General features: G+C 64.7%; 13 protein-coding genes. 6 read left to right on the forward strand and 7 right to left on the reverse strand.

What is annotated here, in order from left to right:
* Positions 1 to 6 precede the first annotated feature (6 nt).
* Together BMI89_RS00380 and nudC are read right to left on the reverse strand one after the other, a co-directional pair.
* Positions 7 to 474, reverse strand: coding sequence for an SRPBCC family protein (locus BMI89_RS00380; RefSeq protein ID WP_078569395.1), 468 nt, complete (start codon positions 472 to 474; stop codon positions 7 to 9).
* 64 nt (positions 475 to 538) lie between these two features.
* Positions 539 to 1,570 (reverse strand): NAD(+) diphosphatase, encoded by a 1,032-nt coding sequence (gene nudC, locus BMI89_RS00385; RefSeq protein ID WP_078569396.1) that lies wholly within the window; start codon positions 1,568 to 1,570, stop codon positions 539 to 541.
* Positions 1,571 to 1,804: 234 nt separating this feature from the next.
* Here nudC and BMI89_RS00390 point away from each other — a divergent pair, with 234 nt between their 5' ends.
* The 4 genes from BMI89_RS00390 (at position 1,805) to BMI89_RS00405 (ending at position 6,532) form a co-directional block, all read left to right on the forward strand.
* On the forward strand, positions 1,805 to 3,721 hold the full coding sequence (locus tag BMI89_RS00390; protein WP_078569397.1) for a 5'-nucleotidase C-terminal domain-containing protein: 1,917 nt from the start codon (positions 1,805 to 1,807) through the stop codon (positions 3,719 to 3,721).
* 174 nt (positions 3,722 to 3,895) lie between these two features.
* Positions 3,896 to 4,909, forward strand: a complete 1,014-nt coding sequence (locus BMI89_RS00395) for an ABC transporter substrate-binding protein (RefSeq protein ID WP_078519582.1) — start codon at positions 3,896 to 3,898, stop codon at positions 4,907 to 4,909.
* 73 nt (positions 4,910 to 4,982) lie between these two features.
* Positions 4,983 to 5,771, forward strand: coding sequence for an ABC transporter ATP-binding protein (locus BMI89_RS00400; RefSeq protein ID WP_078546376.1), 789 nt, complete (start codon positions 4,983 to 4,985; stop codon positions 5,769 to 5,771).
* Complete coding sequence (locus tag BMI89_RS00405) at positions 5,771 to 6,532, forward strand: ABC transporter permease (protein WP_078519584.1); 762 nt, start codon at positions 5,771 to 5,773, stop codon at positions 6,530 to 6,532. Before BMI89_RS00400 ends, BMI89_RS00405 begins: the two co-directional genes overlap by 1 nt.
* 192 nt (positions 6,533 to 6,724) lie before the next feature.
* On the opposite strand, the gene BMI89_RS00410 is transcribed toward BMI89_RS00405, so the two are convergent.
* Positions 6,725 to 9,982: an efflux RND transporter permease subunit gene (locus BMI89_RS00410; RefSeq protein ID WP_078569398.1), complete on the reverse strand. Its 3,258-nt coding sequence runs from the start codon at positions 9,980 to 9,982 to the stop codon at positions 6,725 to 6,727.
* The gene (locus BMI89_RS00415) at positions 9,972 to 10,961 is read right to left on the reverse strand and encodes an efflux RND transporter periplasmic adaptor subunit (protein WP_078569399.1); all 990 of its coding nucleotides are present in this window, start codon (positions 10,959 to 10,961) and stop codon (positions 9,972 to 9,974) included. The genes BMI89_RS00410 and BMI89_RS00415 overlap by 11 nt, the downstream gene beginning before the upstream one ends.
* Positions 10,962 to 11,160: 199 nt before the next feature.
* On the opposite strand from BMI89_RS00415, the gene serS reads away from it, so the two are divergent.
* Positions 11,161 to 12,450 (forward strand): serine--tRNA ligase, encoded by a 1,290-nt coding sequence (serS, locus tag BMI89_RS00420; RefSeq protein WP_078569400.1) that lies wholly within the window; start codon positions 11,161 to 11,163, stop codon positions 12,448 to 12,450.
* A 123-nt stretch (positions 12,451 to 12,573) separates the two neighbouring features.
* Positions 12,574 to 12,747 carry a hypothetical protein gene (locus BMI89_RS20770; RefSeq protein WP_158522071.1) on the forward strand — a complete coding sequence of 58 codons (174 nt, stop codon included), beginning with the start codon at positions 12,574 to 12,576 and terminating at the stop codon, positions 12,745 to 12,747.
* An 84-nt stretch (positions 12,748 to 12,831) separates the two neighbouring features.
* On the opposite strand, the gene der is transcribed toward BMI89_RS20770, so the two are convergent.
* The 3 genes from der to BMI89_RS00435 all read right to left on the reverse strand — a co-directional run bounded on the left by der (position 12,832) and on the right by BMI89_RS00435 (position 16,469).
* Positions 12,832 to 14,346 carry a ribosome biogenesis GTPase Der gene (gene der, locus BMI89_RS00425; protein ID WP_078519589.1) on the reverse strand — a complete coding sequence of 505 codons (1,515 nt, stop codon included), beginning with the start codon at positions 14,344 to 14,346 and terminating at the stop codon, positions 12,832 to 12,834.
* A gap of 49 nt (positions 14,347 to 14,395) precedes the next feature.
* The gene (locus tag BMI89_RS00430) at positions 14,396 to 15,718 is read right to left on the reverse strand and encodes a PQQ-binding-like beta-propeller repeat protein (protein WP_078569401.1); all 1,323 of its coding nucleotides are present in this window, start codon (positions 15,716 to 15,718) and stop codon (positions 14,396 to 14,398) included.
* Between the two features lie 73 nt (positions 15,719 to 15,791).
* Positions 15,792 to 16,469 (reverse strand): hypothetical protein, encoded by a 678-nt coding sequence (locus BMI89_RS00435; protein WP_078569402.1) that lies wholly within the window; start codon positions 16,467 to 16,469, stop codon positions 15,792 to 15,794.
* Positions 16,470 to 16,537 lie beyond the last annotated feature (68 nt).

Below are 16,537 nucleotides of genomic sequence, written 5' to 3' on the forward strand. Positions count from 1 at the left end.
AGGGCGTCAGGCGCTTTTCTCGTGCTGACGCTCGATATCCTGCGCGAACTGGTCGATCCGCTCCTTGAAGCGGCGTTCCAGATTGCCTTTGCCAAGCTTGGCCGACTGGATCATCAGCCGCGCGCCGAGGCTGCGCGGCCGCAGGTCCAGCCCGACCTGCAGACGCGTGCGGGTCTTCGACAGATCGGTCAGATCGAAATCCATCACCGCCTCGAAACTGTTCGACACGCCCTCGTAGACGATCAGCTCCGGCACCTCGAAATGCTTCACATCGGTGATCATCTGGCGCTGCTTGCCGCGAAAGCGAAAGCCGATATCCCAGGACATGCCGGCGCCGGGTTCGCTCAGCGTGTCGAGCCGTTTCAGCGTGATCCCGCGCCGCATCGCCACCCGCTCGAAGCTGCCGAAATCCGCGAGCCGCTCGAAGACGAAACCGGCGGGGGCAGATATATCGGTGCGGGTCGACAATTTCATAAGGCCAGGTCCTCAGGGCAGATCGGAGGCCGGGGAGTGGCCTACCGTGCGGGGCAAACTGGCCTCATTCCAGCCGATCTGCAAGCCACTCGCGCATCAGCCAGCCGGCAATCGCGCCCTGACGTGGCGCAGATATCTCAGGATCGCGCCCCGCCACCACCTGCAGCAGCCGCTCACGGCTGATCCAGCGCGCATCGGCGATCTCGACCGGGTCGATGGTGATCTCTGTGGTGGTCGCCACCCCGCGACAGCCCAGCATCAGAGAAGCCGGAAACGGCCAGGGCTGCGAGGCCACGAGAGAGACCTCGCCCACCTCGACGCCGCTTTCCTCGAAGACTTCGCGGCGCACGGCGGCCTCCACCGTCTCACCCGGCTCCATGAAACCCGCGAGGCAGGAATACATCGTCTCGGGCCAATGCGGGCCGCGTCCCAGCAACAACCGGTTACCGTGGGTGATCAGCATGATGACCACCGGATCGGTGCGCGGGAAATGGTGCCGCTCGCAGACCGGGCAGCGCCGGTGCCAGCCCGCCTGTTCGGGCTCGCTCTCGGCGCCGCAGGTGGAGCAGAAGCGATGGGTCCGGTGCCATTCGACGAGCCCGCGCGCGGTGGCGGCGATCTCCGCCTCGACCGGGCTCAGAAACCCCATCCGACCGCGCAGCTCGGCGAAGACGATATCGTCGGGCAGATCGGGATGGCGCTGCTCGGAGGCGTCGAAGAACGCTGCCCCATCGGGTCGTTCGCCATCAGGCTCGAACGCCGACACATCGCGGGAAAACAGCTCAAGCCCGCCGTGACAGCCAAGGAAAATCTCCGATCCCGGCATCGCCTCTAGCGCCGCTTCGCCCGCGCGCAGAAGGTGCAGCCCTTCGGGCCCGAACAGCGGACGCCCACGCCAAAGCGCAACCACCCGCGCAGTCTCGCCTGCGCGTATCTCCGCGAGCCGCTCTGCATCCCCCCGCAGATGGGCCGTCCGCTCCAACGCGCCCGGCGCTTCGGCAAAGGCCAATCCCCGCGGGTCGAGCGCGCGCCCCTGAGACAGTCGGGCGGGCTGCGAAATCGGTTGCTGGGTCTCGGCGAGGGAATCGGGCGGCATGAAACTCTCCTGCGGAACGCCCTACCCATGCCACGAGCCGCCGACCGGAGACCAGTGCCGATCAGGTGACGCGCATCGGCCACATTCACCACTCGCCTTACCTCGCGACTACGTTACGTCAATTTAAAACTTGGCAAATGACCGACCTCTACTCTAGGTTGCGTATGGGGACACGCGACCGCCAAAAGGCGGCATTACAACGATAAAAGGTCAATTTCGGGCCAAGGGGATCATATGGGAAAACTGTCTGACCGGGATTGGCCCGGCCAGTTTTCGGATCAGCGCGTCACGCTCGCGCTGAGGGTTCTTGAGACGACCGATTTGCATGGTCAAGCTCGGGGCTACGATTACTTCAATGACCGCCCCGCCCCGCGCAGAGGCTTGGCAGCGCTGGCGTCGGAAATTGCGCAAGCGCGCAGCGAAGCCCCGAACTGCCTTCTGTTCGATTGCGGCGATTTCCTTCAGGGCACGCCGTTGACGCAGCTCTGGAGCGAGCCATGCAAGACCGCAGGCTGCCACGATGGCGAAAATCCGATGATCGCGGCGATGAACGCTTTGGGCTACGACGCGGCGGCGCTTGGCAATCATGAGTTCGATTTCGGGATCGGGCCGCTCGCTCAAGCGTTGGAAGCGGCGAAATTTCCCACGCTCTGCGCCAATCTGCGCGCCTCCATCGGCACACCGATCCGCCCCTGGGCGATGCTCGAACGCAGCCTGCTCGACAGTCACGGCATTGAGCGGACCCTGCGCATCGCGGTGATCGGCGTGCTGCCGCCCCCCAGCCTCGCTTGGCTCGAGACCCGACCCGGGGCCGAGCTTTCGACCTCTTCGCTCCTGGAGGCGACGGAGGCTCAGCTGCAACTGATCCGCGCCTCGGGCGCCGATCTTGTGATCGCCCTCGCCCATACCGGGATTTCGCCCCTGCCGCCGGGGGACGAGGCGTCGCAAGACCCCGAGCACTCTGCCGAACGGGCGGCGCTTGCGGTCGCGCGGCTCGACGGGATCGACGTCGTGCTGGCCGGGCATGACCATCATGGCTTTCCCGATGCCACACGGCCGGCCTTCGCAGGGATCGACCCCGTTCTCGGCACGCTTCACGGCAAGCCCGCACTCAATGCGGGCGCGCGCGGGACTCATCTGGGGGTGCTCGACCTCGTGCTGGAGCAGACGCAGGACGGCTGGAGACTCGCGGCGCATCGGGCGGAACTGCGCCCGGCGCAGCAGGAGACCGGGCCGGACAGCGCGGCGGTGCTTGCCGCCTCCGACCGTGCCCATCGCCGCACGCTCGATCACATCCGCCGTCCCATCGGCACCACTGCGGACCCGCTGCACAGCTATTTCACACAGATCGCACCGGACCGGACGCTTGCGCTGATCAGCGCGGCGAAACGGCGCTTCGCCCGCGAACGGCTCGCCGGTCGCCCCGAGGCGGATTTGCCCCTCCTCGGGGCCGCGTCGAGCTTCAAATCGGGCGGCGCGGCGGGCTCGGCCCATTTCATCGACATCCCCCCCGGCCCGCTGCGGATGAGCCATGTCGACGATATCTACCTGTTCAACAATACGGTCGGCGCGGTGGAGCTGAACGGCGCGGAGCTACGCGACTGGCTCGAACAGGCGGCCTCGATCTACAACCAACAGCATCCCGATGGGCAGTTGCGGATGCTCTGCGACCTCACCTTCGCGAGCTACCATTTCGACGTGATCTCGGGGATCACCTACGAGATCGACCTCTCTCAACCCCCGCGCTTCCGCCCCGATGGCAGCCTGCGCCCCGCCGCGCCCGGGCGCATCCGCGACCTGCGCCATGAGGGCGCTCGGATCAGCAACAGCGACCGCTTCATCGTCGTCAGCAATGATTTCCGCCTGTCGGGCGGCGGCGGCTTCAAGCGGCGGGGCCGCCCCGTTCCAATCGATCCGGAGCCGGTGCTGGTGCGCGACCTGCTGCTCGAAGAGATCGACGCGCAGGAGGGACCGCTCCATCTCGACGCCCCACCGATCTGGCGGTTCTCTCCCCTGCCCGGCGCGCGTGCGCTCTACCATACGGGTCCCGGTGCCGCGGCCTATCTCTCCGAACTGGAACAGGCGGGGCTGCGCGCGTCTTCCGGACCGGTCGACGCGAATGGGTTTCTGCCCCTGGAGATTTCGCTCTGAGCGCCCGCCGATGCCGCGCCTAATTTTCTTGCATTCTTACAGCACCCCGCCCAAAACTTAATCACGGAACCGTGAGCGCCCCGCCTGTTCGCATGGCGCGCGCGGTTTGAGTTTACCCCCGCGCGCCGCCGGTCAGGATCGGTGCGAAAACGGATTAACGAAGTGAGGGATATCATGCTGCACATCAAACCGGGGCTTTTCGCGGCGCTCGCGCTCGGCCTCTCGGCCACGCTGGCTCAGGCCGAAACCAAGATGCCTTTCGCGCTGGACTGGAAATTCGAAGGCCCCTCGGCGCCCTATTTCCTCGCCGTGGACGAAGGCTATTACGGCGAGGCCGGGCTCGACGTCGAGATCGCAGAGGGCAAGGGCTCGCTCGACGCGATTCCGAAAGTGGCGACCGGCGCCTACCCGGTGGGCTTCGCCGATATCAACTCGCTGATGAAATTCCTCGATCAGAACCCCGGCGCACCCGTCACCGCCGTGATGATGGTCTATGACAAGCCGCCCTTCGCCGTGGTCGGCCGCAAGTCGCAGGGCGTGAACGAGCCCAAAGACCTCGAAGGCAAGGTGCTGGGCGCGCCGCCGCCGGACGGCGCATGGGCGCAATTCCCGATCTTCGCCAAGGAGACCGGCCTCGACATGGACAAGATCAAGGTCGAACCCGTCGGCTTCCCCACGCGCGAGCCGATGCTGGCCGAGGGCAAGGTCGATGCGGTCACCGGCTTCTCCTTCTCCTCGACGCTCAACCTCAAGCGCCTCGGCGTCGGCATGGATGACCAGTCGATTCTGCTGATGGCCGATTACGGCGTGGCGCTTTACGGCAACGCGATCATCGTGAACACCGATTACGCGAAGGCGCATCCCGAAGAGATCACGGGCTTTATCAAAGCGACCGCCGAGGGCTGGAAAGCCGCCGTCGCCGATCCGGGCAAGGCCGTGGACGCGCTTCTCAAGCGCAACCCCGCCGCCGACAAGGATCTGGAGACCGAGCGCCTGCAGATGGCGATCGATGCCAACGTCCTGACCGATTACGTCAAGGAAAACGGCATGGGCGGCATCGACGCGGACCGTATGGCCACCGCGATCGAGCAGACGAAAACCGTCTACGAGTTCCAGAACACGCCTGACGCGGCGCTCTATTTCGACAGCGAATACCTGCCCGACGCGGCAGAGCTGAAGATCGACTGATCCGTCACCGTCTCGGGGGCGGGCGCCGCAGACGCGCCCGCCCCTTTTCTCTGCCTTCTCGCGCCGGACCCTCATGGAAAACCTCATCGACATTCGCGGCGTGACTCACGCCTATCAAACCAAGCATGGCCCCCTGCCCGTGCTCGACCATCTCGACATCCGCGTGCCGCAGGGCGAGTTCTGCGCCGTGGTCGGCCCGTCGGGCTGCGGGAAATCCACCCTCACCCGTCTGGTGGCGGGCTTGATGAAGCCCGATCAGGGCGAGGTCTGGCTGCATGGCGAGAAGGTCACCAGCCCGCGCAAGACCGTCGGCATGGCCTTCCAGAACCCGGTGATGCTGGAATGGCGCTCGATCATCGAGAACGTGATGCTGCCTCTGGAGATCGTGGCTCCGGGCATGGCGAAATCCGAGAAGGTCGCGCGCGCCGAGCATCTGCTGGAGATGGTGGGCCTGAAGGGGTTCGAGACCAAGCGCCCCTCCGAGCTGTCCGGCGGGATGCGCCAGCGCGCCTCGCTCTGCCGCGCCATCGTGCATAAGCCGGATGTCCTGATCATGGACGAACCCTTCGGCGCGCTCGACAATTTCACCCGCGAGGATCTGTGGCAGACGATGCGCGACCTGCGCGCCGCCGAGCCCTTCACCGCCGTTCTGATCACCCATGACCTGCGCGAGAGCGTCTTCCTCGGCGATCAGGTCATCGTGCTCTCGGGCCGCCCGGCACATACGCAATATGTGCTGGATGTCGACCTGCCGAAGGATCGCACGATCGACATTCTCTACGAGCCGAAAGCCGTCGACATGCTGCATTTGCTGCGCGACCAGATCCGTATCGCTCAGGGCCGCGACGAGGAGATGCACTGATGGACTTCAAGAAAATCCTCACCCCGATCCTGTCGATCATCGCCTTCCTCGCGATCTGGGAATTCATCGTCTGGGCGAATGGCTGGCCGAATTACGTCATGGCCTCGCCCTCTGACCTGCCCGCCGCCTATATGCGCTACTGGAACCTGTTCCTGATCGATAGCTGGCAGACGCTGTGGCGCACCGTGGCGGGGCTTGCGATTTCGATCGTGTTCGGGACGTTCCTCGGGATGGTGATGGGCTTTTCGCGCACCGCCCGCGATGCGCTCTATCCGCTGCTAGTGGGCTTCAACGCGGTGCCGAAAGCGACCGTGGTGCCAGTGCTGGCGCTGCTGTTCATCGGCGCGCATGATTTCAACACCGTGCTGATGGCCTTCATGATCTCCTTCTTCCCGATCGCGGTGTCGGTGGGGATCGGCCTGTCGACGCTCGAGCCCGAATATCGCGATATCCTCGGGGCACTCGGGGCCTCGAAATTCACCATCTTCCGCAAGATCGCCCTGCCGAAAACGCTGCCCGAATTCTTCGGCGCGCTGAAAGTCTCGGTCACGCTGGCCTTCATCGGCACCAACCTCGTCGAGATCATCTCGCCGCACGGCAAGGGCCTCGGCGCGCTGTTCCTGTCGGGTCAGACCAACGGGGATTACCCGCTGATGTTCGCGGTGCTCATCGCCCTGGCCTTCCTGGGTATCCTTCTTTATTACGCCGTCGTCGCGCTGGAGAAGATCTTCGCAGGCTGGGCTGAGCGGCAACCGGGCTGAGGGGGCTCTGCCCCCGTCGCCGGAGGGCGACAAAACTTAACAGGGAGGGGGCTCTGCCCCCTCGGGCTTCGCCCTCACCCCCGGGATATTTTCGCCAAGGCGAAGGGGGGGCCGCTCCGCGATCCGATAAAGAAAAACCGCCCGCACGAGAGAGACGTGCGGGCGGTTTTCCGTTGCAGGTCGGTGACCGGATCAGGTCTTGAAGATCCGGTAGATCGCCGGGATCACGAGCACCGTCAGCAGGGTCGAGCTGAGCAGACCGAACAGCAGCGAGATCGCGAGACCCTGGAAGATCGGGTCGGCCAGGATCACCACCGCACCGATCATCGCTGCGATCGCGGTCAGCAGGATCGGCTTGAAGCGGATGGCCCCTGCCTCGATCAGCACCTCGGTCGGCGATTTGCCCTCGTGGCTGCCGTGGCGGATGAAGTCCACCAGCAGGATCGAGTTGCGCACGATGATCCCCGCCAGCGCGATGAAACCGATCATCGACGTGGCCGAGAACGGCGCGTGGAAGATCCAGTGGCCGAGCATGATCCCGAGGAAGGTCAGCGGCACCGGGGTCAGGATCACCAGCGGCAGGCGGAACGAGCCGAACTGCGCGACGACGAGGATGTAAATCCCCAGAAGCGCCACGGCGAAGGCCGCGCCCATGTCGCGGAAGGTCACCCAGGTCACCTCCCATTCGCCGTCCCACAGAAGCGTCACATGGCTCTCGTCCTGCGGCTGGCCATGCAGCGACACGACCGGTTTCTCGCCCTTGGGCCAGTCCATGTTGTTGATCGCATCGTCGACGGCGAGCATCCCGTAAAGCGGCGCCTCGAACTTGCCGGCGAGCTCTGCGGTGACCATCTCGGCCTCGCGCCCGTTATGGCGGAAGATCGGATAGGACGCCTTCTCCTTGTCGACGCTGACCACGTCGCCAAGTTCCACCACGCCGCGCGCGCCGGGCAGGACATTGGCCGGGATCGGCGTCGAAAGCGTTTCCTCGTTCATCACCTTGTTCGACTTCGAGCGCTCCATCACGATCGGGATCGGCTGGCGCTCCTGCCCGCGATGGGAATAGCCCACCGTGGTCGAACCGTTCAGCATCCCGAGCGTATCCCAGACATCGCCTTCGGAGACCGAGTAGAACTCCAGATCGTCGGAATTGACCGTGGCGCGCAGCTTGTCGGGCTGGATGCCGAAGCTGTTATCCACGTCGACGATATAGGGCACCTGCTTGAAGGCGTCCTCGATCCGGCGGGCCGCGTCGCGGCGCATCTCGGGCGTCGGGCCATAGACCTCGGCCAGAAGCGTCGCGATCACCGGCGGACCCGGCGGCGGTTCGACCGTCTTCAGGCTCGCGCCTTCGGGCAGCTTGATCGCCTTGATCTTGTCGCGGATCTCCAGCGCAATCTCGTGGCTGGTGCGATCCCGTTCCCCTTTCGGCGCAAGCTGAAGCTCAACATCGCCCTGATTGGGCTGCGCGCGCAGGTAGTAGTGGCGCACGAGCCCGTTGAAGTTGAACGGCGCGGAGGTGCCCGCATGGGTCTGCACCGAGAGCACCTCGGGCAGCTTAGTCACGATCTCGGCCACCTGCTGAGCGACCGCATCCGTGCCCTCGACCGAGGTGCCCGCAGGCATATCGACCACGACCGAGAGTTCGGATTTGTTGTCGAAGGGCAGCAGCTTCACGGTGACATGCTTGGTATAAAGCAGCCCCAGCGAGCCGAAGGACAGCACCGACACGACCAGCAGGAACAGACCCGAGCGGCCCTTGGTCTTCAGGATCGGACGCGCCACAGCGCTGTACATCCGCCCGAGCTTGCCGCCCGCATGTTCGCCGCCATAGGCGTCGTCATCGCCGTGATGGCCATGCAGTTGCGCCTTGCCCGCGACCTTCACCATCAGCCACGGGGTGATGATCACCGCCACGAAGAAGGAGAAGATCATAGCCGCCGAGGCCACCGCCGGAATGGGCGACATGTAAGGCCCCATCAGCCCCGACACGAAGAGCATCGGCAGCAGCGCGGCGACCACGGTCAGGGTGGCCACGATGGTGGGGTTGCCCACTTCGGCCACGGCTTCGATCGCCTTGGTCACACGACTTCCGGGCGTCTTCATCGCCCAGTGTCGCGCGATATTCTCGATCACCACGATGGCGTCATCGACGAGAATACCGATCGCGAAGATCAGCGCGAAAAGTGACACGCGGTTCAGCGTGAAGCCCATGATATAGGCCGCAAACAGCGTCAGCAGGATCGTCACTGGAATGACGACTGCGACCACGATGGATTCGCGCCAGCCGATCGCGACCAGCACGAGGCCCACGATCGAGACCGTCGCGAGGCCAAGGTGGAACAGCAGCTCGTTGGCCTTCTCGTTCGCGGTCTCGCCATAGTCGCGGGTGACCTTCACCTCGACATTGTCGGGGATCAGCTGGCCGTGCAGTTCGTGCACGCGGTCTAGGATATGCTCGGCCACGACCACGGCGTTGGAGCCTGCGCGCTTGGCGATGGCGAGGGTCACGGCAGGTGAGCGCTCGATCTTGCCATTGGCGTCGCGCTGCACGTTGGAGACGATATGGTCCGAGGCGTCCGGCACATAGGAGACCTTCGCGACATCGGCCACATAGACGGGGCGGTTGTCGCGCGTGGTCAGCAGCAGGCCCGCGATCTCGGAAGGCGCGGTCAGCGTCTCCCCTGCCGAGAGGCTGATCTGCTTGCCCTCATGGCGGATATTGCCGGTGTTGAAGGCGCGGTTCGCCTGCGTGACCTTGTTCGAGAGTTGCTGCAGCGTCACGCCGTAGAGCGCGAGCTTGTCGGGCTCGGGCTCGATGCGAATTTCGCTCGTGGCGTCGCCCACCAGATAGGTCAGGCCAACGTTCTGGATCTTCGTGACCTCGGTCTGCAGTTCGCGCGCGACACGGGTCAGCTCGTCGCTGTCCACCTGCGCGCCGTCCTTGCCGGTCAGCGTCAGCGAGACGATCGCCACATCGTCGATCCCGCGGCCCACGATCACCGGATCGGGGATGCCTTTCGGAATCTTGTCCATATTCGCGCGAACTTTTTCGTGCACGCGCAGGATCGCGGCATCCGAAGAGGTACCGACCTTGAAGCGCGCCATCACCAGCGAATAATCGTCCTGCGTGTGCGAATAGACGTGCTCGACCTCGTTGATGCCCTGCACGATGGTTTCCATCGGCTCGGTCACCAGCTTCATCGCGTCCTGCGCCTTCAGACCCGGCGCCTGCAGGTGGATATCCACCATCGGCACGGAAATCTGCGGCTCTTCTTCGCGCGGCAGCGAGATCAGCGCGACCAGACCCACCGCGATCGCGGCGAGGATCATCAGCGGCGTCAGCGCAGAGCGGATGAAGGACTTCGTGAGTCCCCCCGCGATCCCCAGTTTGACGTGGATTTCGTCGTCTTCGGGCGTCTCGGGCCCGGTGCCTTGGTTATTGCTCATCGTTCGGCACCACCGTGTCGCCGGCGTTCAGGCCGGTGAGAACTTCGACCATGTCCTGGCCGTCGATATTGACCTTAACGCCCGGCACGACCGTGCGCAGATAGGTTCCGTCCGTTTCCTTCACGCGGACGAAATCGAGCCCGGTGCGGTTGAAGACATAGTCCTGCGGGATGACAATCGCGTCACGCTCGCCCATCGGCAGCTTCACCAGAAGCCGCGCGCCGACAAAGCGCGAATCCAGATCGGGCACTTCGACATCGGCCTGCACGCGGCCGCCCTCGATCTCGGGGTAGATCTTGGCGAGCTTGCCGTCGATCTCCTTGCCGTCGGGATCGGTGATCATGATCGTGTCGCCCATGTGCAGCGTGTCGGCGTGACGCTCGGGGATCGACAGACGCAGGAAGAACCCGCCGCCGCCAATCGTCGCGATGGTCTCACCGCCCATGATGACGGCATCCTTGGTGACCGGAACCGTCACGACCTTGCCGTCGATCGGCGCGGTCACGGTGCCGAATTCCTGCTGCTGTTCATAGACCTTGCGCTGCGCTTTCTGCGCCGCGATCTGGCCCTCGTAGACATTCACCTGCGTCTGAAGCTGATCGACATTCTGCGAGGTCGAGACGCCGCGCGCCTGCAATTCCTGCCCGCGCTTGAGCTCGGTATTCGCGTTTTCCAGCTGCGCTTCGAGCGCGTTGATCTGCGCATCGACCGCGCCGATCTGATAATCGAGCGTCTGGTCGGTGATCTTGCCGATCTCCTGACCGGCTTTGACCTCGTCGCCCTCGGTCACGTCAAGCGCGGTGATCGTGCCGGAAATCCGTGCACGCGCCGCAATCGTGTTCTTTGCCTCGACCTGCCCGTAGACAGACTTCCAATCGGTCACGACCTGCGGTTCGACCGTAATCGCCCCGTCCTGCGCCAACGCGATTCCCGGCAGGATCAACGCGGCGAATGCCAACGGCAGAAGCTTCAACGTCATCTCGGGTTCCCTTCCCTTACCGGCGCGCCCCTGCGCCTGCAATTTATATTCCGGTTATTGAATATGTATTCGCCCGAGAGAATACAACCACTCCAGAGGCCCGAATTCATTGACCTGTGTCATGGCCGCATCGCCGGGGGTTTTCGCTTTCACTTTCATGCGCTAAAGCCTTTCCCGCAACAGTCTTGGAGATGGTGAGATGCACGATATCCGCGCAATCCGCGAAAACCCCGAAGAATTCGACGCGCAGCTGGCGCGGCGGGGGCTCTCGCCGCTCTCGCCCGAGATTCTCGCGATGGACGAGGCGCGCCGCACGGCAATCCACGCCGCCGAGACCGCGAAAGCCGATCAGAACGCTGCGTCGAAGCAAGTCGGCGCCGCGAAGGCGAAAGGCGACGAGGCCGAATTCGAGCGCCTGCGCGCGCTGGTGACCGAGAAGAAAGCCGAGGTCGCACAGATGCAGACCGAGGCGGGCGAACTCGACGGCAAGCTGCGCGATCTGCTGATGACGATCCCGAACCTGCCGCTGGCCGATGTGCCCGACGGCGCGGATGAGGACGAGAATGTCGAAGTGAGCCGCTGGGGCACGCCGCGCGAGTTCGCCTTTGATCCGAAAGAGCATTTCGAGCTGTCCGCCGTGGGTGGCGAGATGGATTTCGAGACGGCGGCAAAGCTGTCGGGCTCGCGTTTCGTGGTGCTCAAGGGCGGGGTCGCCCGCGTCCACCGGGCGCTCGCGCAATTCATGCTCGACCTGCATGTCGACAAACACGATCTGTCCGAGAACATCACCCCCGTGCTGGTGCGCGACGAGGCGATGATGGGCACCGGGCAACTGCCGAAATTCGCCGAGGACAGCTATCAGACCACCAATGGCTGGTGGCTGATCCCCACCGCCGAGGTGACGCTGACCAACTACGCCAATGGCGAGGTCATGGACGCCGCCGCCCTGCCCCAGCGCATGTGCGCCCATACCAACTGCTTCCGCTCGGAAGCGGGCTCGGCGGGCAAGGACACGTCGGGGATGCTGCGTCAGCACCAGTTCGAGAAGGTCGAGATGGTGACGCTCTGCACGCCCGAGACCGCCAACGACGAGCATGAGCGCATGACCAAATGCGCCGAGGCCGTGCTGGAAGCGCTGGAGCTGCCCTATCGTCGCATCGTGCTCTGCACCGGCGACATGGGCTTCGGCGCGCAGAAGACCTACGATCTCGAGGTCTGGCTGCCCGGCCAGAACACCTATCGCGAGATTTCCTCGGTCTCCACCTGCGGCACCTTCCAGGCGCGACGGATGAACGGGCGCTACAAGCCCGAAAGCGGCGGCAAGCCCGAATTCATCGCGACGCTCAACGGCTCGGGCCTCGCGGTCGGGCGCTGCCTGATCGCGGTGCTGGAGAACGGTCAGGAAGAGGACGGCTCGGTCACCCTGCCCGCCTGCCTGCACCCCTATCTCGGCGGCAAGACCCGGCTGGTCGACGGCAAACTGACCTGACACTGCGACCCGGCGACGCAAGACTCCGGCCGGGAACGTTGTTAACGTTTCTGTGTTCTAAGTGAGTCGCCGGGAGAGCTGCACATGTCCGTAACAGTCACGCACAAGCGGGATAGCGTCTTGATGAGGCGCATTCTCGAGATCGGTGAGGACCAGATCCCCGCGCAGATCATCGCGATGCGCCGGGAAAAGACGCTGTCGAAACTGATGGCGGAGATCAATGCGAGCGTGCTTTCGGACTCGACCGAAGAGCGCGCACGCGCCCAAGCGGCACTCGATCGGCTAGGCTTTCTGTAAAGCGCGCCGACATCGCCGAAACGAAAAACGCCCGCCGGAGATTTCGACATCCTCCGGCGGGCGTTTTCTTTTAGGATTAGAGCCTTACTCGCCCTTCTTCGCCTCGCGCGCTTTACGCGCCGATTCCTTGTGGGCCGAGCGCTTCTTCGCATCGACGTGCTTTTTCAGGCGCGACGGGATCGACTTCTTGCGATCCTTATAGGGGTTCGTCTTGCCCTGATCGCGCATGTAAAGACGGATCGGCGTGCCCGGCATGTCGAAGCTCTCGCGCAGACCGTTAACCAGATAGCGCTCGTAGCTTTCGGGGATCTTGTCGGTGTGAGTCGATTTCACCACGAAGCCCGGCGGACGGGTCTTCGCCTGCGTGATGTAGCGCAGCTTGATCCGGCGGCCGCCGGGCGCAGGCGGCGGGTGCGCCTCGGTCATCGCGGTCAGCCAGTTGTTCAGCTTCGCGGTCGGCACGCGGCGATTCCAGACCTCATGGGCCTTCAGGATCGCATTGTGCAGCCGATCGAGCCCCTTCCCGGTCTTGGCCGAGACGGTCACCAGCGGCGCGCCTTTCAGCTGCGGCAGCAGGCGCTCGAACGCCTCGCGCAGCTCTTTCAGCTTCTCGGGCTTGTCTTCTTCGAGATCCCATTTATTCGCGGCAACCACGACTGCGCGCCCCTCGGTCTCGGCGAAATCGGCGATCCGCAAGTCCTGGGTCTCGAAGGGAATATTCACGTCGAGCAGCACCACGACCACTTCGGCGAAGCGCACAGCGCGCAGACCGTCGGCCACACTCAGCTTCTCGACCTTGTCGGTGACGCGGGCCTTTTTACGCATCCCCGCCGTGTCCCAGATCCGCATCGGCGTGCCCATGAAATCGGCAGTGACCGAGATCGCATCGCGGGTGATGCCGGCCTCGGGGCCGGTCAGCAGGCGGTCTTCGTTGAGGATCTTGTTGATCAGCGTCGACTTGCCCGCATTCGGGCGCCCGATCACGGCAAGCTGCAGCGGCTTCGTGGCGGAGGGCGGCTGGTAGGCGGGGATGTCGCCTTCCTCGAGCTCGTCCTCGATCACGATATCGGTGACGGGGGCGTTCGCGGCGTTGCGCTCGGCGAATTCATCGGCCAGCGGCACCAGCGCGGTGTAGAGATCGTCGAGACCTTCGCCATGCTCGGCCGAGATCCGCAGCGGCTCGCCCAGACCAAGGCTCCAGGCCTCCATCGCGCCCGCATCGCCTGCCGCTCCTTCGGCCTTGTTGGCCGCGAGGATCACGTTGGCGTTCTTCTTGCGCAGGATATCGGCGAAAATCTCGTCGGCGGGCGTCACGCCCACGCGCGCGTCGATCATGAAGAGGCAGATATCGGCCTCTTCCACGGCGCGCTCGGTCAGGCGGCGCATCCGGCCCTGAAGGCTGTCGTCTTCGGCCAGTTCCAGACCGGCCGAGTCGATCACGATGAAACGTAGATCGCCCAGACGCGCATCGCCCTCGCGCAGGTCGCGCGTGACGCCGGGCATGTTATCGACAAGCGCGAGTCGCTTGCCGACAAGCCGGTTGAACAGCGTCGATTTTCCGACATTCGGGCGGCCCACGATGGCCAGGGTAAAGCTCATGATGCCCTCCTTGGGCGGTCGTAAGCGGCCCCCTTACACCCTAAAGGGCTCACTGAAAAGCGTGCAGTTTCCCATCGCCGCCGACGACGTAGAGGGTGCGCCCCGCCACGACCGGATCGGTCGCAGCCCCGCCCGGGATCTTCGCCTGGCCGATCAGGCTGCCGTCGATCGGGCTGAACACGCGCAGCACGCCGTCGGAAGACGCGACGAACAGCTTGTTGCCAGCGAGAACCGGGCCGTAGCTCGCGACGATATCGCGCTGACGCTTCGGCTTGTCCTTGGTGTAATAGGGCAGATCCTTGGACCAGATCTGATCGCCGGTCGTGGCATCGAGACGCACGATCTTGCCCTGATCCGAGACCAGGAAGATCGAGCCGCCCGCAACCTGCACAGGGCTGTTGGCCCCTTCAGTCGCGGTCCAGACCCGCTCGCCGGAATTCACATCGAACGCTGCCAGCTTACCCGCCGAGGAGCCCGCATAGACGGTATCGCCCACCACGACAGGATCGCCGGTCAGGTCAACGATATTGGCGTAGCCCACGCCCGGACGTGCGCCCGGCACTTTGGAGTTCCACATCTGCATCCCGCTTTGCGGCAGGACGCCGCTCAGGAAGCCAGAGGAGAACGGGAAGATCACCATGCGATCGGTGACGGCAGGCGAGGATACGCCGGTCATGCCCGAAGCCGACGGCGCACCCGGCACTTGCCAGATTTCCTTGCCGTCGCTGGCGCGGATCGCCCAGGCCGAGGAATCGCGTGCGACCACATAGACCACACCGTTCTTCACGGTCGGCGCACCGCCGATGCCAGCGTCGAAATACTGCCGCCACTTGATGCCGCCGGTGGTCGCGTCGATCGCGACGAGCTCGGCGAAATCGGAAGTTACGTAGACGGTGCCGTTGGCATAGGCCACGCCGCCACCCGAAGCATCGCCCTCGCGGTCGCCCGGAGGCGTGATGTCGGTCTGCCAGACGCGCCCGCCATTCGTCGCGGTCGCGGTCACGCGGGCCTGACTGTCAAGAGTGTAAATCTTGCCGCCACCCACGATCGGATCGGCGGTGATGCGATAGCGGCGCGCATTGCCCGAACCGATATCGGCGGACCAGACCGGCGTCGTGCCGTTGCCGAGCGCCGCATTGAACAGACTATGGGTCGCCGAGCCCGCACGCTGCGGCCATTCGGCATTGCCCACCTGACGCGGCAGCGAGATCGGCAGCGACTGCTGGGCGGGCGCATCGGCCAGCGGCAGCCCCTCTTCGGCGCGCAGCGCGTCGCGGGGCGAGAGACGCTCGCCGGGAAGGATCGTTTCCTTGGTACAGCCTGCCACGAAAGCCGCCACACTCAGCACGCAGATCGTCTTGCTCAGCTTCACGCCCGTTCCCCCTGCCTGTCTCGGCTCTCTTGCAGTGCCCGCACGCCCGATAAAGGCGCGCCGGTTCAACCCTTTACTCTTGCGGTGCCGGAGCGGACTGCCCCGGCTGGGTCGGCACTTCGCCACCCAGCGCCACAATCAACTCTGTCGCGCGTTGTTGCAAGCCCGGCGTGAGGCCGGCGTCCTGAAGAATTTGCTGGGCGATCGAGATCGCGCCGTCCGTGTCGCCGGACGCGACGGCTGCGGCCGCCTGCTGCTCCATCGCCAGAAGGCGGTAGGGCGCGCCGGGGGTGGCCAGCTCCTGCAGCGTCGCGTCGCGCTTGGCTGCGTCCATCTTGTCGCCCGCCGCGATTACCGCCTTGAGCTTCGCGAGATCGCTGATCGAGCGCGGCAGGCCCTGCTCGGCGCTCACCGCATCGAAGAACTTGATCGCCTCGTCGGGCTTGCCCGCCTCGATCGCGGCGTCGCCCTGCATGATCTTGAGAACTGCGGTGCGGCCGGGACCGTCGGGCGTGATCTTGGCGAGATCGGCGCTGGTGGCGTCACCGTTTACAGCCGCCATCACCTGATCGCCAAAGGCGCGCGCATCGGCCTCGGTCTTTTCCTTCTGCCACGCATTCCAAGCGGTGCCGCCGACGATCGCGAGGATGATAACCGCGCCGATCCAGCCCCATTTCTTGAACGCCGCCCAGAGCTTGTCCTGACGCACGGCATCGGTGACTTCGTCGATGAAACTGTCGGTATCACTCACGCGCGGGTCTCCTCGTAGCTTTGGCGCCCCTCTTACACGGCTCCCCCGGCGCTGCCAAGGGCCGCACG

Source organism: Thioclava sp. F36-7, from assembly GCF_002020075.1.
In the GTDB taxonomy this organism is placed as follows: domain Bacteria; phylum Pseudomonadota; class Alphaproteobacteria; order Rhodobacterales; family Rhodobacteraceae; genus Thioclava; species Thioclava sediminum.